The sequence below is a fragment of the Klebsiella sp. 2680 genome (genome assembly GCF_900198535.1).
Lineage (GTDB): Bacteria > Pseudomonadota > Gammaproteobacteria > Enterobacterales > Enterobacteriaceae > Klebsiella > Klebsiella indica.
In genome coordinates this window covers 224,461-243,286 of the sequence record NZ_FZNJ01000004.1, presented here as the reverse complement: position 1 = coordinate 243,286, position 18,826 = coordinate 224,461, and the positions used below count along the sequence as shown (strand labels likewise).

Here is an 18,826-nt window from a genome sequence, read left to right as displayed (position 1 = left end):
GGGTTTCGCGTCATGTTCAGAATGGGTAAGAAAGGCGCGAGTTTTGTACGCTTATCCAGTGTTCTGTCGTAAATTCGGCGATCATCCAGTCACCGTTAAAGCGGCCCAGACCGCTGTTTTTTTCTCCGCCGAACATGCAGTAGGGATCGTCGTTAGGCGAAATGTCGTTTATGTGCGTCATTCCCGCTTCTATCTGCCGGGCAAAGCGCATGCCGCGCCCTTCATCCCGGGTGAACACCGCACTGGACAGGCCAAATTCAGTTTCGTTGGCTAATGTCAGCGCATGTGCTTCGTTGTCGGCCTTAATGAGCGGGGCTATCGGGGCGAATTGCTCGGATTGCGCCAGATCGGCGTGGTTTGGCACATCAATGAAAACGTGCGGCGGCAGAAGACAGCCATCGGCCTCGCCGCCCAGCGCCAGCGCGATCCCAGCCTGACGGGCGGACTGAATACGCGATAACGCGGCGTTTAGTTGTTTGTGGTTGATCAACGGGCCGATCACGGTGTCCGGCTCGTTTGGATCGCCGACTTTAAGCTGGCGCGCCCGTTCCACAAAAGCTTCCGTGAATCGTGGGTAGATGCTGGCATCGATAATGATGCGATTGCTGCTCATACAAATTTGCCCCTGGTGCAAAAAACGTCCGACGATGGCACCGTCTACCGCCAGAGCGATATCCGCATCGTCCAGCACGACGCAGGGCGCATTGCCGCCCAGTTCCAGTCCGACATGCTTGAGCGTCGGCCCCGTCGCCGCCAGTTTGCCAATATGCCTGCCGACCCGCGTGGACCCCGTAAAGGAAATCAGACGAGGGACGGGATGGAGCGTGAAGGCGTCGCCAATCTCCTGCACATCGCCAATGACGACATTCAGTACACCCGGAGGCAAACCCGCCTGTTCGTAAATGCTGGCCAGCAACAGGCCGCCCGTTACCGGGGTATCTTCGGCAGGTTTGAGCACAACGGCGTTCCCCAGGGCCAGCGCTGGTGCGACGGAACGGTTTGACAGGTGCAACGGAAAATTCCATGGGCTAATGACGCCGATAACACCCAGTGGGGAACGGTAGATTCGATTTTCCCTGCCAGGCACATCGCTGGGCGGTATGATGCCTTGTACACGCCCCGGCAACATCGCGGCGGCGAAGGTGCAGTCGCGCGCGGATGCATATTCGATTTCGGCTTTGATTCGGGTACTGCCGGATTCCGCGATTAGCCAGTCGACGATTTCGTCATGACGCTGCTCCATGATGTGCACGACGTTAAGCAGCACGGCGCTACGGTGGGCGACACTCGTCCCGGCCCAGGCTTTTTGTGCGATGGCGGCACTGCGATAGGCCTCGTCAAGATCGGCCTGGCTGGCCTGGGCTATTTCGGTCAGCACTGATTGATTAAAAGGATTGATGTCAATGAGTGGGGTGCCCGATGCGCCGGGACGCCAGTTTCCATTAATGTATTGGCCAGTGTAAGCATGTTGGTGTGTGTTCATGATGAACTCCGGTTGCAGGTGAGATAGCGATGAACCAGCCGTGCTGCCAGCATTGTGTGCAGGCCGTTGTCAGTTTTCTGGCGGTTAAACGCGCGTTTGTTATTGTGAGTGTGAAACTGGAGAGCAGTGCGCTGCCCCGGACGTAGATAGCAAGCCCTGACCTGATGAACTGCGCATCCTGGCTAAGTTGTGGCGCAATCCATCGCAGCAACAGGCAATCCACCAACGTGTTGGCCGATGGCTTGAAGGGTTGATTTTTTCTCACAGCACTCCTCCGTCGCGTGGTGGTGTAGTGGACAGGTACCGGGGCCCGGTCTGGCAATGCACAGGCCGTCTCCAAAAGATAAATGAACGACTACGTTTACTTTATTCACAGTATAGATAAAAGATCAACATTTCTGTACCATGTCGTTCACAAATGAGGGAGCAGAAAACACAATGCGTAAAAAAACAGAAGCTCGCCGCCTGCAATTTGTCATGGCTGCCGGGAAATTATTTGTCACTCAGGGATTTGCCTCGGTCACCATGGAAGCGATCGCTGCGGAGGCATCCAGTTCCAAAGTGACGCTGTACAACTACTTCTCATCCAGGGAAGCGCTGTTCGAGGCCTATATCATCGAGGCGGGTAAAGGCTGGGTGGAGCGTTTGCTGGATGCGCCAAAGACAAGCCAGAGTCTGTCTGACACCTTGCATCATCTGGGGATGGCTTATCTGGATTTGGTCACTAAAGCAGATATCGTGGCGCTCAACCGGCTGATCATCGGCGAGGCGGGGCGTTTTCCGGAGCTGGCAAATTTGTTTTATCAATTAGGGCCGAAAAAAACGTTGTTGCATATTGGCGAGGTCATCAGCGGGCTTATGGAGAAAAAGTTGCTGCGTCAGGGAGACACGCGGGCATTATCTCTGCATTTTAAAGCGCTATGTGAGGCGGGGATTGTCGAACGGATTATGTGGGGTCTGGATCCTGTTCCCGCCGATACGGTCCAACTGGAATCAGCAGTCAGCACCGCGACCGCGGCGTTTATTCAACTTTATGCGCAGCCTTAGGGCCGTTGCGTCAGGTATTGCGTATTGGTAATGAAAACAGGAAGCTAAATCTCCCGTTATGGCGGAATTCTCTGTCGTCACGCGGATAATGAAGTGCAATAGCCTGTGGCTAACGGCACACATTCGATACCCGTAAACCCCTACGGTTTAACCGTAAAAAACTGGGATTCACATTGCCGCGCAATCTCCCACAACTTATTACGGATCACCTGCTTCAGCTGCAGGGTCGATTGTGACTGAGGTCGGTCGCGTCGGCTGAGCAGCATCACCTCGAACGGCAGCGGCTGTGCTACGGGTAACAGCTTCAGTTGATCGGCATAGCGACAGGCGGTGAACAGATCGACAATCCCCACGCCACCGCCCGCCAGTACCATGTCGGCAATCACCGAGTAGGTTTTTATCGATAGCGAAACCCCAGGATTTAACCCTTTATCGCGCAACGCGCGATGCAGCACGCGTCCCAGCGGGTCCTGGTTTTGCATCATCAGCAGGTTATTAGCGCACAGCCATTCGAGGGTGACCGGTTCGTTGTGCGGGTGAGCCAGCGGTAACAACGCCACCATCGAAGATTGGAATAAAGGTTCCGCCAGCAGGTTTGCATCCGCCTGCTGACCAAACACCAGCGCGAAATCGAGCTGGTTGTCGAGAATGCCGCGGCACAGGGTGCTGAAGTGTTCGGTGACCAGTTCTACGCTGACCGACGCAGCCTGCTGACGCCAGGTCACCAGCGCCGGGGCCAGCACCATCTGGCCAAAAGCGTGCGCGGCGCCGACGCGTACCGTCTGCCCTTCGCCGTGCCGCAGTTGCTCCGTTAACTGGGTAATGGCTTGTAAACGTTGATACAGATCTTCCACTTCCGGCAGCAGACGCCGCCCTTCCGCGGTGACAATCATCCCCTGGGTACGCCGTTCAAACAGCGCAAAACCAAGCTGCTGCTCGGCATGATTCAACACCCGGCTGACATTTGGCTGCGACACATTCAGCAGGCGTGCCGCACCGCTGATGCTACCGGTCTGCACTATGGCCTGAAACACTTCAATATGCCGCAATCGCATGGTTTATTCGCCCCAGGTGGCGTCGAGCACACGCAACCAGTTACCGTAACAAATCTTCTCCAGCAGGTTTTGCGTATAACCGCGTGCTGCCAGTGCCTCCACTACCTTCGGGAAACCGGCTACGTCTTTTATATCGCCGGGCATTGTCGCGCCATCGAGGTCGGAGCCAAAGCCGACGCCATCTTCACCGACTTTCTCCAGCAGGTATTCGACATGACGTACGATAGCCTCCACGGTGGTAGGGGCGTGGCGATCGCCATCTTCACGCAGGAACGGTACGGCAAAGTTCACGCCAACAAAACCCCGGGTTTCGGCAATCGCCGCCAGTTGACGGTCGGTAAGGTTACGCGACTGGGCGCTCAATGCATGCGCATTGGAGTGGCTTGCCACCAGCGGCGCATTGCTGATGTCCGCCGTCTGCCAGAAGCCTTTTTCATCCATATGCGACAGATCCACCATGATGCGGCGTTGGTTACAGTCGCGTACCAGCTGCTTACCCGCTGGGGTCAGACCATTGCCGATATCCGGCGAGGAGGGATAACGAAACGGCACACCTTCGCCAAACTGGTTCGGGCGGCTCCACAGCGGCCCAAGGGTGCGCAACCCGCTGGCGTAGAGAATGTCCAGCAGCTCGCCGTGCGTATCCAGCGCTTCCGCCCCTTCAATGTGCATTACCGTCGCCAGCACCCCTTTCGCCATGCACTCACGAATCTCCCGCACGCTGCGGCAAATCTTTACCTGACCGTTTGACGCCTGCTCAATACGCAGCAATAACGCAAGCATAGAGAAGGTCGCATCGCGTGCACTGCTGATAATTTCCTGAGGAAAATCTGAGAGATCTGGCGTACTTCTTGCAACTGATGGATGTGACGGCACCCAGGTGGCAAAAATTCCACCGGTCATATTCCCCTGGCGGATGCGGGGAAAGTCCATCTGGCCTGATGCGCTGCCGTTGAAAAAGACCTTCACCGCATCGGGTTGATGGTGTTGCCACAGTTTGTTCAGGACATCGTTGTGACCATCAAAAACCGGAATGGCAATCTGCTTGGCGTTAGGTGAGTCAGACATGTTGTATCCGTTGCTTATTCAGGGGAAAGCGTAAAGCTGCCAGTTAGTGGGGCAGGATGCACCAAAACAGGGCGAACGGCCGCACATGAAACAAAAGGTTAATGCCTGTTATTAATCCCCCCGCACGGCGGGAATGTCAAGACAAAAAAACAGCAAATGATATTTTTTTATCATAATAATCAATGAATTGGAGTTGGCATGGTAACCAGAAGACGTTTTCTTGTAGGATGCACAGCCGTACCTTTTCTTTCGTATCTCAGCCTCAATTCCGCCTTTGGCGCCACTCCGCCCAGTATGCTGGTGATGGCGATGCAATTGGATAATATGACCAGCCTCGATCCTCACGAGAGTTTCGAAGCCACTGGCGGGCAGATTTGCGGCAACCTGTATCAGAAGCTGGTGATGCCTGACCCGCAACAGCCGGATAAGGTGATTGGCGCCCTGGCAAAAAGCTGGGAGGTCAATGCCGACAACAGCGTGTATACCTTCCATATCGACCCGACGGCCAAATTCGCCGATGGTACCCCCGTCACCGCCGAAGATGCGGCGTTCTCCATCGAACGTATCGTAAAACTGGATAAAAGCCCGGCGTTTATCATCAACCAGTTTGGCTTCACTAAAGATAACGTCACCCAACTGGTGACCGCGAAAGACACCCATACGCTGGAGATGAAGCTGGGTGCTCCGGCGGCTGAAACCTTCCTGCTGTATTGTCTGTCGGCCACCGTCGGCAGCATTGTGTCGAAGAAAGCCTGCCTGGCAAATCAGCAGAATAACGACTTCGGCAACGCCTGGCTGAAACAGCACAGCGCGGGTTCTGGCGCTTTTACCCTGCGTACCTGGAAAGCCAGTGAAACCGTGATTCTGCAACTCAGCCCGCAGTTCGCGGACCAGAGCAAAATCAAACGCGTGATCCTCAAACACATCACTGACCCGGCAGCACAGGCGTTAATGCTGAAAAAAGGCGACGTGGATGCGGCTTACGACCTGACCACCGAACAACTGTTACAGGTGAAAAACGACCCTGCGATCTCGCTGGTGACGCAGCCGCTTTCGGCTATCATGCTGATGTCGTGCAACACCAGTAATGAGTACCTGAAAAAACCGCAGGTGTGGCAGGCGCTAAAATGGGCGCTGGATTATGACAGCATCCAGAAGAACATTCTGTCAATGAGTTTCACCACTCATCAGAGCTTCCTGCCGAGCGGTTTCCCGGCGGCGCTGGATGATACCCCTTTCCATAAAGACGTTGCCAAAGCCAAAGCGTTGCTGGCCGAGGCGGGCTATCCGGACGGTTTTGCCATCACCCTCGATCACTACTCGATGCAGCCGTACCCGGATATTGCACAGGCGATTCAGACCCAACTGGGTGCGATTGGCATCAAGGTATCGCTGATTGCCGCTGAGAACCGCCAGGTGTTGACCAAAATGCGCGCTCGTCAGCATCAGCTGGCGCTCACCGCGTGGGGAGCGGATTACTTCGACCCGAACTCCAATACTGAAGCCTTCTGCGTTAACACCGACAACAGCGATAACGCGCGCGACCGCACGCTGGCGTGGCGTTGTAGCTGGTCTGACGATGAGTTCAACAAACTCACCGCACAGGCGCTGCACGAAGCCGACCCGGCCAAACGTATCGCGCTGTATCACCAGCTTCAGCAGATGGGGCGTGAGAAGAGTCCGTTTATCTACATGATGCAGAAAACCAAAAACGTCGCCGTTGGCAAAAATATCAGCGATGTCCACATGACCGTTCTGGAGCAGTGGCCGTATCAGCAGGTGAAAAAAGCCTGATGCAGTTACTGAAAAAGATCGTCAGCACCCTGAGCAGCCTGGTGCTGACGTTGTTCGGCTTGTCGGTTTTGACCTTTTTTATTGGTCGCGTGATGCCCACCGATCCGGTGCTGGCGGCGGTCGGTGATAACGCCCCGCAATCGGTAGTGGAACGCGTGCGTGCGGAAATGGGGCTGGATCAACCGCTTTACATCCAGTTTGGTCATTACCTCAATCAGCTGTTACATGGCGATCTCGGTAAATCGATTTTGACCTCCAATCCGGTCACTACCGATATCGCGCGTTTCTTTCCAGCGACCATGGAGCTGGCGACGGCGGCGATTATTATCGCCGCGTTGATCGGCATCCCACTCGGCGTGTGGGCGGCGGTGCGACAAAGTAGCTGGGTGGATCAGACCATTCGTGTGGTGTGTCTCGCCGGCCATTCGCTGCCGGTATTCGTGCTGGCGTTACTTAGCCTGCTGGTGTTCTACGCCGTGCTGGGCATTGCGCCGGGACCCGGCCGTCAGGACATTATCTGGCAGGATATGGTGCCGCAGGTCACCGGCTTTCTTACCATCGACTCTTTGCTGGCGGGTGAGTATGACGCCTTTCGCGATGCGCTGGCGCATATGGCCCAGCCGGTGTTGATCCTCGCCTATTTCAGCATGGCTTACATCACGCGGATGACGCGCACCTTTATGCTCAATGCCCTTAGCGGCGAGTTTGTGATCACCGCGCGCGCCAAAGGATTGTCTGCGGCGCGGGTGATCTGGCGCCACGCTTTTCCCACCGTAGCGGTACAACTGGTGACGGTACTGGCGCTGACTTACGCCGGGCTGCTGGAGGGCGCGGTAGTGACGGAAAACGTTTTTTCCTGGCCGGGGCTCGGACAGTATCTGACCACTTCGTTGATGAACGCTGATATGAACCCGGTAGTTGGCGCCACTCTGCTGGTCGGCACCGTGTATGTCGTGCTTAATCAACTGGCCGATCTTCTCTATCGACTTTGGGATCCGCGCGTAAAATGATCTTCTTTTCTCGTGACTGGCTACTTGATGACACGCCAGCGAACCGCCGCCAGGCGGTATGGGGCCGTCGCTATCGCCTGTGGCTCAGCCTGCGTAACAACCCGCTGGCGATGGCGGGGCTGCTGGTCATTTTCCTGATGTTACTTCTGGCGGTGTTTGCGCCGCTGCTGACGCCGTTTGATCCAGGAACGCAGCATCTGGCTAATCGCCTTGCGGCGCCGTCATGGGCGCACTGGCTCGGCACCGATGAACTGGGCCGCGATGTCTGGACGCGAATCATCTATGGCGGACGCACCACGCTTGGTATGGTGATCGCGGTCGTGGTGCTGACCGCGCCGCTCGGCCTGCTGATTGGCTGTATCGCCGGTTATGCAGGCGGGATTGTGGACAAGGCGTTGATGCGACTGACGGATATTTTCCTCGCTTTCCCGCGCCTGATTCTGGCGCTGGCGTTTGTTGCTGCGCTGAAACCGGGCGTCGAGAGTGCGGTTCTGGCCATCGCGCTGACTGCCTGGCCGCCCTATGCGCGTCTGGCACGGGCGGAGACCTTACAGTTCCGCAACAGTGATTTTATCGCCGCCAGCCGTCTGACCGGCGCAGCGCCGTTGCGTATTATTCTGCGCCATATCATGCCATTGTGCGTGCCGAGCCTGATTGTGCGCGTCACTCTTGACATGAGTTCTATCATTATCACCGCCGCCAGCCTCGGCTTTCTCGGCATGGGCGCTCAGCCGCCTTCACCGGAATGGGGCACGATGATTGCCACTGCGCGTCGTTTCCTGTTTAGCGAGTGGTGGGTGCCGCTGATGCCGTGCATCGCCATTTTCCTGACCTCGCTGGCGTTCAACTTTCTGGGCGACGGTCTGCGCGACGTGCTTGATCCGAAGGAGCGCTAAATGCTGGTAGAAATTGAAAATTTGCGCATTGCCTTTCGCAACCGCGCCGACACCTTTGAAGCGGTGCGCGGCGTCAGTTTTAGCGTTGGCCGGGAAAAGTTTGCCCTTGTCGGCGAGAGCGGTTCCGGCAAATCGCTGACGGCACGCAGCCTGATGCAACTGCTGCCAGGCAACGCGGCGGTGACGGCGGACGTCCTGCGTTTTGATGGCATCGACCTGCGCGGCGCCAGCGAAAAAGTGCTACGTCAGATCCGCGGCAAGCGCGTTGGTTTTATTTTGCAGGACCCGAAATATTCGCTCAATCCGGTGATGACGATTGGTCAGCAGATTTCCGAAGCCTGGCGCGAACATAAGGGGGGGAGCAAAAAGGCGGCGCTGCAGGCCGCGATTGGCTTGCTGGAACAGGTAAAAATCCGCGATCCCGAATCGGTGGCGAAACGCTATCCACATGAAGTTTCTGGTGGGATGGGCCAGCGGGTGATGATTGCCATGATGCTGGCGCCGGACCCGGAGTTGCTGATTGCGGATGAACCTACCAGTGCGCTGGATGCCACGGTACAGGCGGAGATCCTCAAACTGATTGACGACCTGGTGTCTGCTCGTGGCATGGGACTGATCCTGATCAGTCACGATCTGCCGCTGGTGTCGCATTTTTGCGATCGCGTGGCGGTGATGTATGCCGGGCGTATCGTCGAACAGTTAGCGGCCGGACAACTGCAACAGGCGCAGCATCCCTATACCCGCGGGTTGCTGGCCTGCCTGCCGTCGCTGCGCCATCCGCGCGATCGATTACCGGTGCTGCAGCGTGATGCGGCGTGGCGGGATTAATGCCGCATCCAGGTATTGCGCGATTTATCGCGCGGGTTGCAATGCAGGGGGCGGATTTTAGCTCAACAGGCAAAATACATGATTCAAATTGATAATCTGCGTATCTCTTTTGGTTCGCTTACGGTGGTAAAAGACGTCAGCTTTTTTGTTGCTAATGGCGAGAGTTTCGGCCTGGTTGGCGAAAGCGGTTCCGGTAAATCCACCATTCTGCGAGCGCTGGCCGGGCTGAATGAACACTGGCAGGGCAATATGATCTTTGGCGGTCAGGCATTGGGCGCCAAACGCAGCCGCGCTTTTTTTCGCCAGGTTCAAATGGTCTTCCAGGACCCGTTTGGCTCGCTGCATCCGCGGCAGACCATTGACCGCATTCTGCACGAGCCGTTGCTGGTGCATCAGTTCGATCGTGCTGAACAACGCATCAGCCGGGCGCTGAGTGAAGTTGGTCTACCTGCGGCGGTGCGTTTTCGCTATCCCCACCAGCTTTCCGGCGGGCAGCGTCAGCGTGTGGCGATCGCCCGGGCGCTGATTGCGGAGCCGGAGGTCCTGCTGCTGGATGAACCCACCTCGGCGCTCGATGTATCGGTACAGGCGGAAATCCTTAATCTACTGAGCGATCTTCGCAGCGAGCGTGAACTGACCTACATTATGGTGACACATAATCTCGCGGTGGTGACGCATTTGTGTCAGCGCATTGGCGTGATGCAGCATGGCGAGATGGTCGAGCAACTGAGCGCTGACGATCTGCGCGCCCGCCGCATCCAGCATCCGCACACCGCGCAACTGTTTGATCTCAGCATGACGCTGGAGGAACCGGTATGACAACAGCCCGCTGGCAGCAGGCCGCAGATGTGGCAGATTCGATCGTGCAAAGCTGGCGACAACCCGGTGCGCCAGGCGGTGCGATCGTGTTGTTTGATGCCGACCATATTCACTCAACGCATTACGCCGGGCTGGCCGATCTGTCCCGGCAAACGCCGTTTACGGTGGACAGCGTGGTGCGTTTTGCCTCAATAACCAAACATCTGTTTGCCGCCCTGGTCACCGGCCCGGGAAGCCGATTTATGCAGCTGGATGACACGCTGGCGCAACATCTGCCGCAGCTGACCGGCGCCAACGGCGCGGTGACGATAGGGCAGGCGCTGGATATGAGCAGCGGCCTGCCGGACGTGCGTGAAACCCTGTCGCTGCTGGGTTTATCGGTGTATAACGCCACTACTGCCGCCGATTTGCTCGATTTTGTCGCTCGCGAAGGCGATCTGAACTACCCGCCGGGCAGCGAGATCTCCTATACCAACACCGGCTACCGTCTGGTGGAGGAGGCGCTGAAAGCCAAAGGCGTGCTGTTTAACGAGCTGTTACAGCAATACGTGTGCAACCCCCTGGATATTAATCTGTTCGCGGCGGAAAGCTGGTTTGATATTGTCCCTGGCCTGGTGCCGGGTTACTGGCACAACGGGCAGCAGTGGCAACTTTCCAGCGCCGGTTTGCATCTGTCGGCATCCGGCAGCGTGACCGGCAGTCTGCGGGATCTGACTCGCTGGCTGCAAAGTCTGCTGGCGGATACCGGTCCGGGTGCCGGTGTGCTGCAACGGCTGAGCGCGCCGCGCAGGCTGAATGACGGGCGCGCCAGCGGTTATGGGCTGGGGATAACGCGTTCGACGATCGACGGCCAGACGCTGTTTGGTCACGGCGGTTCCCACGCCGGTTATAAAAGCTATTTCCTGTTGCATCCGGCGTTGAAGATCGGCGTGGCGCTGGTGGCAAACCGTGAAGATGTCGCCACTTCCGAAAGCGCTCTGCGCATTCTGGCCGCCGCGTTGGGCCGCGCATTACCGGAAAAAGGCCACGATCTGACGCCCGGGCTGTATGTGGCGCCGGATGCCGCCGACTGGCTGGAGATCAGCGGCGTGACCGCCACCTGGCTGGGAGCGGGTGAAACGCTATGGCGCGATGAACACGCTGGTGATGCCATCTCACTTTCCAGCACTTTCCCGATGCGATTACATCACGAGGGCGCCGCGATTGCCGGTGAAATCGGCCATGCGGCGCGCCGCTTTGTACCGGTGCAGCCGGATTGCGCCAGCCTCGACAATATGCAGGGCTGCTGGTTCGCGTCGCAGTGGCGTAGTGAGATGGTGGTTGCGGCGGATACCCTGACGATGGGAATTGGCCCGGCGGCGATTCGCGCCACGCTGCAATCGCTGGGTGGCGATCGTGTGCTGGCAACGGCGCAGGATGGCCCGTGGGAGAAACGTTTTGTGCTGGCGCGAGCGGGCGATAGCGTGCGGCTGCTGCTCAACCGCAGCCGCGTTGTGACCTTCAGACGCCAGCGATGAGCCTTAGTTTTGCGTACTCGCCAGATAGGAGAAGGCGCTCAACAGGCTGATTAGCGTGCCCATCTTCTCCGCGCGATAGCCCACGGTGACCGCATCAATGCGCGTTACGCCCGGGATCAGGCTGAAGAGATCGGCCAGCACCGGTTTACTCGCCTGAAGCTGCATCTCATAAGGGGAACTGATGCGGGTGGTTTCAACCTGACCTGCACGCTGTACGACTGCCGTGGCGGCGACGCGGATAGCATCCTGCGCCGCCCGCGGGCTGATGGATTCTGCACAGGTATGGGAGATGGCGCGTTTGACGCAGACGTAATCAACCGACGGGTAATGTTCGCCAATCCAGCCCTGGAGCCGATCGTCGCCGCTCACCAGCCACAACGGCGTGCCCTGTTCGGCCGCCGCCGCCGCATAGATATCGCTTTCGCCCATCACTTTGCCGTTGATATGGATGCGCCAGAACGCGCGCCCGTTAATGGTATGCGCCAGCACGCCGGGCTCGCCTGCCGCGCTGTGATAGCCGATAAAAAACAGACCATCGAAGGGCTGCTGTTCCAGCCCTTCCACCATTGACAGACCGCGAGGTTTGCCCTGGACCAGTCGGGCGCGGGGATCGATATTTTCCGCACGCAGATTGGTCATTTGCGCGTGGCTGTCAGCCACTACCACTTCGGTTGCGCCACCGGCAAACGCCCCATCGATGGCGGCATTAACTTCCTGTTCCATCAATCCGCGTGCCAGCTGGTATTCCGCATGGCCTGGCGAACATTGTTCCGGGCGCATGACGCCCGCGATGCCTTCGATATCGGCGGAGATAAAGATTTTCATTGTCTGATGTTTTCCGTTAATCGCGATATACCCGTTGTATTTCAGGTCGCTTGTACATTGGCTACGCCCGTTTCTGTGTCGGGTATAAACCCCAATATGATGTGATCAATCGCGCCGTTACGGTAGCGATAACCTGTTCAGCACCTCGGTCAACGCCGGACGGTGGTGGCCGCGAAAACCGGTGACCGCTTCCGCGCTCAGCAACGCATCCAGCACCGCGTGTTCGGTGGCATCGGCAGCGGCGGCGAGCAATGGCTCCAGCGCCGCATCTTCCGGTGGCTGAGGCTGAACGCAGGTAGAAAATGCCACCGCAATATCACCGGAACCGTGTCCCCAGTAACTGCCCAGTCGTCCGAGGCCTGCCCCGGCGCGTTTTGCCACACGCTTCAACTGGCGCGCGTCAAGCGGCGCATCGGTGGCCATAATGATGATGATCGAGCCCGCATCGCGCTGGGGCGCCAGTTCCGGCAACAGCGGGGCGATCATCTCGCCAAGACGCACGCCATCCAGCGTTAACGCTGTCAGCGCGCCAAAGTTCGCCAGCACCAGTACGCCAAGCGTGGCATTCAGAGCGGGGATCAGGCGCGAGGCGCTGCCAATGCCGCCTTTCAGGCTAAAACAACTCATACCGCGCCCGGCGCCAACGCTACCACGGGCGAAATCGCTCTGCGCATTCTGTAGGGCCTGTTGCGCCAGCGTTTCTGTCACCGCCAGCGCCTGGATGTCATTGAGCCAGCCATCGTTACACTCCAGCGCCAACGGATTGACCGTGGGCATACTGCGGCCCAGCTCCGGGTTGCGGCTGATGGCATCGCGCACCAGGGTGGTAAACAGCGTGCCGACCGCCAGAGTGTTGCTAAGCAGGATCGGCGTCTGCAATACCCCCAGTTCTTCCAGTTGTACCAGCCCGACCGGTTTGGCAAAGCCGTTAAATACCGCCGCCGCGCAGGGCAGTGGTTGTCGGAAAAGGTTATCACCCGGCGGCACAATCGCCGTGACACCGGTCTGGATCTCGCCTTCTGCCAGAGTGGCGTGGCCGACGCGCACGCCAGGTACATCGCTGATCAGGTTGGTCGGCCCGCAGTGGCTGCGCGGCTGACCGAGCTGACGATCTTCACGCCAGCGTTGCAGCAGCAGGTCACGCTGCCTCTGTTGAAAATCCATGTTTAACTCTTCAGTTTGGGATCGAGCGTATCGCGCAGGGCATCGCCCAGCAGGTTAAACGCCAGTACCGTAATAAAAATCGCCAGGCCGGGGAAGACGCTGATGTGCCACATGCCAGCCATCATCATATTGCGACTCATCGCCAGGATGTTGCCCCACTCAGGAACGTCCGGCTCCGGACCAAGGCCGATAAAACTCAGTCCGGCTGCGGTGAGAATACTGGTGCCGATACGCATGGTGAAGTAAACAATCACGTTCGACAGGGTACCCGGCAGAATATGGCGCAACAGAATGACGCGGTTTGGCGCGCCAGCACAGCGTACCGCTTCAACATAAGCGGCCTGTTTCAGCGACAGCGTCGAGGCGCGTACGATACGGGCAAACACCGGCACGCTGAACACCGCGACCGCGATAATCACGTTATTCAGACCCGGACCGAGAATCGCCACCACCGCAATCGCCAGCAACATGCCTGGAAAAGCGAAGAGGACATCGGAACCCCGCATAATCAGCATGTCGATCCAGCGGCCATAATAGCCGGCCAGCAGCCCAAGCAGTACTCCCACCACCATGCCAAGCGTTACCGAGACGACGCCAATATACAACGAGATACGCGCGCCATAGATGATACGGCTCAGCAGGTCGCGACCGAGATCATCGGTGCCCATCCAGTGCGCGGCAGAGGGCGGTGAGGAGAGCGCCATCCAGTCCGGCGCCATCGGATCCCAGGGCGCCAGCCACGGAGCGAAAATCGCCACCAGCACCAGCAACAGCACAAACCCGCCCGAGACCAGCGCCAGTGGATTGCGCACAAAGGCATGCAGAAAATCGCGCCACGGCGAACGGATCGCCTCCTGCGCATTGGCAGGCAGAGATTGTAGGCTCATCATGGCTCCTGTCGCAGGCGAATCGCCGGGTTCACTACTGCATACAGCAGGTCGACCAGCAGGTTAATCACAATAAATTCAAACACGAACAGCATCACCAGCGCCTGGATCACCGGCTGGTCTTGCGCTTTGATCGATTCGATCAGCAGCCAGCCTAATCCCGGCCAGTTGAACACGCTTTCCACCACGATCGAGCCGCCCAGTAGAAAACCAAACTGCAAACCGAGCATGGTGATGACCGGGATCAGCGCATTGCGCATTACATGCTTCCAGGTCACCAGACGATTGCGCAGGCCTTTTGCTTTGGCGGTACGGACATAATCTTCCTGCGCCACCTCAAGGAAGGCTGAGCGGGTAAAACGCGCCATCACCGCAGCCACCGAGGAACCCAGCGTGATGGCGGGGAGGATGATATCCGTGGGCTTATTGAAGCCGCTGACCGAAAACAGGCCAAATGGCATAGCAACAAACTGGATCAGCAACAGGCCCAGCCAGAATGTCGGCATGGAAATACCGCCCACGGCAACGCTCATTAGCGTCCAGTCCTGCCATTTTCCGCGTTTCAGGGCTGCCAGCACGCCAAGAAACAGGCCGAGGATCACTGACCAGGCAAAACCGGCGAGCGCCAGCCACATGGTAGGCATAAAGCTTTTTTCGATCACTTCCAGCACCGGCTGCTGTGTGCGGTAGGTTACGCCGAGATCGCCACGGAACAGGCCGCCCAGCCAGTGCAGATATTGTTGCGGCAGCGGGTCGTTAAGACCGAGATGCTGGCGCGCGGCTTCCACTGCTTCCAGCGGCGCATCCGGCCCGGCATAGATGCGTGCCGGATCGCCCGGAAGCAGTTTGATAAAGCCGAATACCAGCAGTGAGACCACCAGCAGAACCGGGATCATCTCCAGCAGACGACGAATAATGTATGCGAACATGCGTTTCCTTTAATTCGGTACGGACATCCCCCTCGCCATTAATGGCGAGGGGGATGCAGGGCTTACTTAAACGCCGCCTGGGTATACAGCAAGTTACCATCCGGCAACATCGAGACGCCGCTCAGATCGCGACGTTTGCCCACCAGGTTATCCGGCGTGCCGAGGAAGGCAACCGGCGCATCTTTCCACAGCAGCTTCTGCGCTTCGGCATACGCCACGGCGCGCTTCGCCGGATCTGCGGTAGCCAGACCCTCGGCAATCGCTTTATCTACCGCCGGGTTGCTGAAGTAGGAGACGTTGTAGGAAGTTGGCACCCAGGATTCGGTGGCGTACAGCGGACGCAGCGCCCAGTCAGCATCGCCTGTAGAGGTAGACCAGCCGCCATAGTAGAGGTCAAATTGCGCCTGCTTCGGATCTTTCACCCCCCACAGTTTGGCGTCGCGCATACCGGAATCCATTGGCGTTACGGTGACGCGGATCCCCACAGTAGCGAGCTGTGCTTTCAGGAACTGCGCCGCGCGCACGCTGGCGGTGGCATTGGTGGTCCACAGCTTCAGATCGAGACCGTTCGGGTATCCCGCCGCTTTCAGCAGCGCTTTGGCTTCATCCGGTGCATAGCGATAGTTGGGGTCGCTCTGCTTTTGGTAGAACTGTACTCCTTCCGGAATGGCTGAACTGGCGGGTTTGCCCATACCGGCAAACGCCACTTTTAGCCACAGATTACGGTCGATGGCGTAGTTAATCGCCTGACGTACGCGCACATCCGCCAGCGGTTTATGCTGGTTATTGATCGCCATGTAGTAGAGGTAAATGCTCGGATCGCGCTGGATTGCCAGTTTGCTGTCGTTTTGTACGGTGCTGATCAGATCGGACGGCAACGGCCAGATCGCATCAGCCTGACCTGACTTCAGCGCTGCCACGCGGGTGGCATCTTCCGGGCTGGGGGAGAAAACCACCTTATCCACCTTCGGCCAGCCTTTCTGCCAGTAACCGTCGTATTTGGTCAGAGTGACGGCTTTCCCCGGCTGCCAGTTGACAAATTTAAACGGACCCGTGCCCACCGGATGCAGGCGCAACTGCGCTTCGTCCGGATACTGCTTGAGGATCGCCGGGCTCCACATCACCGCTGACGGGTGGGCCAGGGTATTGATGAATGCGCCAAATGACTGGTTCAGATCAATTTTCACTTTGTCTGGCGCCAGTACCGTAACGCTCTCAATCATCTTATACAGACTGTTGCGCTTCAGTCCTTTGGTCTGATCGGCGAGACGATCGAGGTTGGCTTTCACCGCCTCTGCATCGAAGGGCGTGCCGTCCTGGAAGGTAACGCCTTTGCGCAGCGTCAGGGTGAATTCAGTGGCGCTGTCATTACTGGTGTACCCGGTTGCCAGCCAGGGTTGCAGCTTCATCCGGGCATCGAACTGGAACAGGCGCTCGAAGATGCCGCTTTGCACTGAATAACTGACGTTGTCTGAGGTATCGTGTGGATCGAGGCCGGTGATATCCGCATACATCGAGATATGCAGATCCTGCGCCTGCACAGCAGCCGCCAGGGAGAGGGTAAGTCCGAGAGCGAGCGAGGTGCGACGGAAGAACGGGTTCATAAAATCTCCTGGTATTGGGGTTAGCACGGAACAATGCCATCAGCGACCCAGTGCTGCGGGGCAACCTGGCGATAACGGGGTTTAATGACCGTTTCTCCTGCTTTGCGTAACGGCGAGGGGATCTCGCTGTCCTCGAAAGCGCGTTGTGGACGGTTCAGTGGATCAGCGACCGGCACCGAGGCCAGCAGCCGTTGGGTATAGGGATGTTGCGGATTATTGAATACCGACTGGCGCGGCCCCAGTTCAACAATCTGGCCGAGGTACATTACCGCCACGCGGTTAGCAATACGCTCCACCACCGCCATGTCATGGGAGATAAAAATCCACGCCACACCGGTTTGCTGTTGCAGATCCATCATCAGATTCACCACCTGCGCCTGAATCGACACATCCAGCGCAGAAACCGCTTCGTCCGCAATGATCACTTTGGGTTTCAGCGCCATAGCGCGGGCAATGGCGATACGCTGACGCTGGCCGCCGGAAAACTCATGCGGATAACGGCGCGCATGTTCCGGTTGCAGGCCAACGCTTTTCAGCAGTTCCGCCACCTGCGGCGTCGCCTCTTCCAGCGACTGCACCACGCCATGCAGCAGCAGCGGCTCGGCGATGGTGAATCCCACGGTTAAACGCGGATTAAGCGAGGCATAGGGATCCTGAAATACCATCTGGATTTCACGCCGTAGCGGCTGAAACTGGGCCTCTTTCAGGTTGGCGATTTCGTTACCCTGGAAATGGATGCTGTCGGCATCGCTGTTGATTAAACGCATCAGCGCGCGACCGGTGGTGGATTTACCGCAACCACTCTCGCCAACAATCGCCAGCGTCTCCCCCGGCCACAGGGTGAAGTCGATCTGCTCTACCGCATGAACTTCATGGGTCAGTGCCGAGAAAATACCGCTGCGAATGGGGTAATAGACTTTCAGGCCGCGTACATCAAGCAGGGGGTTATCATCGTAACGAGCGGTGCGTTGTTCATCCTTCTCCGTTTCTTCTGCGCCGAGTAACGGAAAGCGCTGTGGCCATGCGTGTTCGCGCATGTCCCCCAGTTTTGGCACCGCTGCCAGTAACGCTTTGGTGTAGGGATGCTGCGGCGCGTTAAAAATCGCTTCCACCGTTCCCTGTTCCACCACATTGCCGCGATACATCACCACCACACGGTCAGCGATTTCTGCCACGACGCCCATATCGTGGGTGATAAACAGCACCGCCATCTGCCTGGCGCGTTGCAAATCACGCAGAATTTGCAGAATGCGCGCCTGTACCGTGACGTCGAGCGCGGTGGTTGGTTCATCTGCAATCAACAGTTGCGGATCGCAGGCCAGCGCCTGGGCAATCATCACTCGCTGACGCATCCCGCCCGACAGCGAGTGCGGATAGCTTTTCATGACCCGATCGACATCGGCAATACGGACCTGGCGCAGCAGTTTGCGGGCGCGTGCATTCGCCTCGGCTTTACCACAAATTTTTTGGTCGAGCAGGGCTTCTGTCAGCTGATCGCCGACACGCAGTACCGGGTTCAGCGACGTCATTGGCTCCTGAAAAATCATTGACATCTCACGACCACGCAAAGCATTGCGCTGCGTTTCGTCGAGTTTTTCCAGGTGATATAATTGACCATGACGATCGCGGAACTGAATGCTGCCGTGATCGATATGACCTGAGGCAGCCAGTAGCCCCATTACCGACAGCGAGGTGACTGATTTTCCCGATCCGCTTTCGCCCACTACGGCGACGATTTCGCCCTGGTGTATCTCAAAGTTGATGCCTTTCAGCGCCTGGTTAACGCCGCTACGGCCGCGAAAGCTGACGCTGAGATCCTGAATAGCGAGTACCGGCGCAGAGGCGGAACCGGCAACGCTGGCGGCGTTCTGCATGGGTAAAGTGTCCGTCATCGTTGCTC

General features: G+C 57.8%; 16 protein-coding genes. 7 read left to right on the top strand and 9 right to left on the bottom strand.

What is annotated here, in order from left to right; genetic code table 11:
* Window positions 1-16: 16 nt before the first annotated feature.
* The gene (locus tag FN037_RS18325) at window positions 17-1,483 is read right to left on the bottom strand and encodes an aldehyde dehydrogenase family protein (protein WP_142502895.1); all 1,467 of its coding nucleotides are present in this window, start codon (window positions 1,481-1,483) and stop codon (window positions 17-19) included.
* A 438-nt stretch (window positions 1,484-1,921) separates the two neighbouring features.
* On the opposite strand from FN037_RS18325, the gene FN037_RS18320 reads away from it, so the two are divergent.
* Window positions 1,922-2,530, top strand: a complete 609-nt coding sequence (locus FN037_RS18320) for a TetR/AcrR family transcriptional regulator (RefSeq protein WP_142502894.1) — start codon at window positions 1,922-1,924, stop codon at window positions 2,528-2,530.
* Window positions 2,531-2,670: 140 nt separating this feature from the next.
* On the opposite strand, the gene FN037_RS18315 is transcribed toward FN037_RS18320, so the two are convergent.
* Together FN037_RS18315 and FN037_RS18310 are read right to left on the bottom strand one after the other, a co-directional pair.
* On the bottom strand, window positions 2,671-3,585 hold the full coding sequence (locus FN037_RS18315) for a LysR family transcriptional regulator (RefSeq protein WP_138358544.1): 915 nt from the start codon (window positions 3,583-3,585) through the stop codon (window positions 2,671-2,673).
* Between the two features lie 3 nt (window positions 3,586-3,588).
* On the bottom strand, window positions 3,589-4,653 hold the full coding sequence (locus FN037_RS18310; RefSeq protein ID WP_142502893.1) for a dipeptidase: 1,065 nt from the start codon (window positions 4,651-4,653) through the stop codon (window positions 3,589-3,591).
* 198 nt (window positions 4,654-4,851) lie between these two features.
* Here FN037_RS18310 and FN037_RS18305 point away from each other — a divergent pair, with 198 nt between their 5' ends.
* The 6 genes from FN037_RS18305 (at window position 4,852) to FN037_RS18280 (ending at window position 11,517) form a co-directional block, all read left to right on the top strand.
* The gene (locus FN037_RS18305; protein WP_142502892.1) at window positions 4,852-6,447 is read left to right on the top strand and encodes an ABC transporter substrate-binding protein; all 1,596 of its coding nucleotides are present in this window, start codon (window positions 4,852-4,854) and stop codon (window positions 6,445-6,447) included.
* Window positions 6,447-7,457 carry an ABC transporter permease gene (locus FN037_RS18300; RefSeq protein WP_138358550.1) on the top strand — a complete coding sequence of 337 codons (1,011 nt, stop codon included), beginning with the start codon at window positions 6,447-6,449 and terminating at the stop codon, window positions 7,455-7,457. The genes FN037_RS18305 and FN037_RS18300 overlap by 1 nt, the downstream gene beginning before the upstream one ends.
* Entirely contained in the window at window positions 7,454-8,353 is a 900-nt protein-coding gene (locus FN037_RS18295; RefSeq protein WP_138358552.1) for an ABC transporter permease, read from the top strand. Before FN037_RS18300 ends, FN037_RS18295 begins: the two co-directional genes overlap by 4 nt.
* Window positions 8,354-9,181 (top strand): ABC transporter ATP-binding protein, encoded by an 828-nt coding sequence (locus FN037_RS18290; RefSeq protein WP_138358554.1) that lies wholly within the window; start codon window positions 8,354-8,356, stop codon window positions 9,179-9,181.
* A 78-nt stretch (window positions 9,182-9,259) separates the two neighbouring features.
* Complete coding sequence (locus FN037_RS18285; protein ID WP_138358556.1) at window positions 9,260-10,000, top strand: ABC transporter ATP-binding protein; 741 nt, start codon at window positions 9,260-9,262, stop codon at window positions 9,998-10,000.
* Window positions 9,997-11,517, top strand: a complete 1,521-nt coding sequence (locus FN037_RS18280) for a serine hydrolase domain-containing protein (RefSeq protein WP_138358558.1) — start codon at window positions 9,997-9,999, stop codon at window positions 11,515-11,517. The genes FN037_RS18285 and FN037_RS18280 overlap by 4 nt, the downstream gene beginning before the upstream one ends.
* A 3-nt stretch (window positions 11,518-11,520) precedes the next feature.
* Here FN037_RS18280 and FN037_RS18275 read toward each other — a convergent pair whose 3' ends face one another.
* From FN037_RS18275 to FN037_RS18250, 6 genes are all read right to left on the bottom strand, one after another.
* Entirely contained in the window at window positions 11,521-12,342 is an 822-nt protein-coding gene (locus FN037_RS18275) for a M55 family metallopeptidase (RefSeq protein ID WP_138358560.1), read from the bottom strand.
* A 117-nt stretch (window positions 12,343-12,459) separates the two neighbouring features.
* Window positions 12,460-13,506: a P1 family peptidase gene (locus FN037_RS18270; RefSeq protein ID WP_142502891.1), complete on the bottom strand. Its 1,047-nt coding sequence runs from the start codon at window positions 13,504-13,506 to the stop codon at window positions 12,460-12,462.
* A 2-nt stretch (window positions 13,507-13,508) separates the two neighbouring features.
* On the bottom strand, window positions 13,509-14,393 hold the full coding sequence (locus FN037_RS18265; RefSeq protein WP_138358564.1) for an ABC transporter permease subunit: 885 nt from the start codon (window positions 14,391-14,393) through the stop codon (window positions 13,509-13,511).
* The gene (locus tag FN037_RS18260; RefSeq protein ID WP_138358566.1) at window positions 14,393-15,322 is read right to left on the bottom strand and encodes an ABC transporter permease; all 930 of its coding nucleotides are present in this window, start codon (window positions 15,320-15,322) and stop codon (window positions 14,393-14,395) included. The genes FN037_RS18265 and FN037_RS18260 overlap by 1 nt, the downstream gene beginning before the upstream one ends.
* A gap of 62 nt (window positions 15,323-15,384) precedes the next feature.
* Window positions 15,385-16,926, bottom strand: a complete 1,542-nt coding sequence (locus FN037_RS18255; protein WP_142502890.1) for a glutathione ABC transporter substrate-binding protein — start codon at window positions 16,924-16,926, stop codon at window positions 15,385-15,387.
* Window positions 16,927-16,946: 20 nt separating this feature from the next.
* Window positions 16,947-18,818, bottom strand: coding sequence for an ABC transporter ATP-binding protein (locus FN037_RS18250; protein WP_142502889.1), 1,872 nt, complete (start codon window positions 18,816-18,818; stop codon window positions 16,947-16,949).
* Window positions 18,819-18,826: the final 8 nt, after the last annotated feature.

Bases quoted from the DNA above. Each gene is read 5' to 3' on its own strand.
- FN037_RS18255 (WP_142502890.1), bottom strand. From the start codon at position 16,926: ATGAACCCGTTCTTCCGTCGCACCTCGCTCGCTCTCGGACTTACCCTC.
- FN037_RS18325 (WP_142502895.1), bottom strand. From the start codon at position 1,483: ATGAACACACACCAACATGCTTACACTGGCCAATACATTAATGGAAAC.
- FN037_RS18260 (WP_138358566.1), bottom strand. From the start codon at position 15,322: ATGTTCGCATACATTATTCGTCGTCTGCTGGAGATGATCCCGGTTCTG.
- FN037_RS18280 (WP_138358558.1), top strand. From the start codon at position 9,997: ATGACAACAGCCCGCTGGCAGCAGGCCGCAGATGTGGCAGATTCGATC.
- FN037_RS18320 (WP_142502894.1), top strand. From the start codon at position 1,922: ATGCGTAAAAAAACAGAAGCTCGCCGCCTGCAATTTGTCATGGCTGCC.
- FN037_RS18295 (WP_138358552.1), top strand. From the start codon at position 7,454: ATGATCTTCTTTTCTCGTGACTGGCTACTTGATGACACGCCAGCGAAC.
- FN037_RS18305 (WP_142502892.1), top strand. From the start codon at position 4,852: ATGGTAACCAGAAGACGTTTTCTTGTAGGATGCACAGCCGTACCTTTT.
- FN037_RS18265 (WP_138358564.1), bottom strand. From the start codon at position 14,393: ATGAGCCTACAATCTCTGCCTGCCAATGCGCAGGAGGCGATCCGTTCG.
- FN037_RS18290 (WP_138358554.1), top strand. From the start codon at position 8,354: ATGCTGGTAGAAATTGAAAATTTGCGCATTGCCTTTCGCAACCGCGCC.
- FN037_RS18250 (WP_142502889.1), bottom strand. From the start codon at position 18,818: ATGACGGACACTTTACCCATGCAGAACGCCGCCAGCGTTGCCGGTTCC.
- FN037_RS18275 (WP_138358560.1), bottom strand. From the start codon at position 12,342: ATGAAAATCTTTATCTCCGCCGATATCGAAGGCATCGCGGGCGTCATG.
- FN037_RS18300 (WP_138358550.1), top strand. From the start codon at position 6,447: ATGCAGTTACTGAAAAAGATCGTCAGCACCCTGAGCAGCCTGGTGCTG.
- FN037_RS18285 (WP_138358556.1), top strand. From the start codon at position 9,260: ATGATTCAAATTGATAATCTGCGTATCTCTTTTGGTTCGCTTACGGTG.
- FN037_RS18270 (WP_142502891.1), bottom strand. From the start codon at position 13,506: ATGGATTTTCAACAGAGGCAGCGTGACCTGCTGCTGCAACGCTGGCGT.
- FN037_RS18310 (WP_142502893.1), bottom strand. From the start codon at position 4,653: ATGTCTGACTCACCTAACGCCAAGCAGATTGCCATTCCGGTTTTTGAT.
- FN037_RS18315 (WP_138358544.1), bottom strand. From the start codon at position 3,585: ATGCGATTGCGGCATATTGAAGTGTTTCAGGCCATAGTGCAGACCGGT.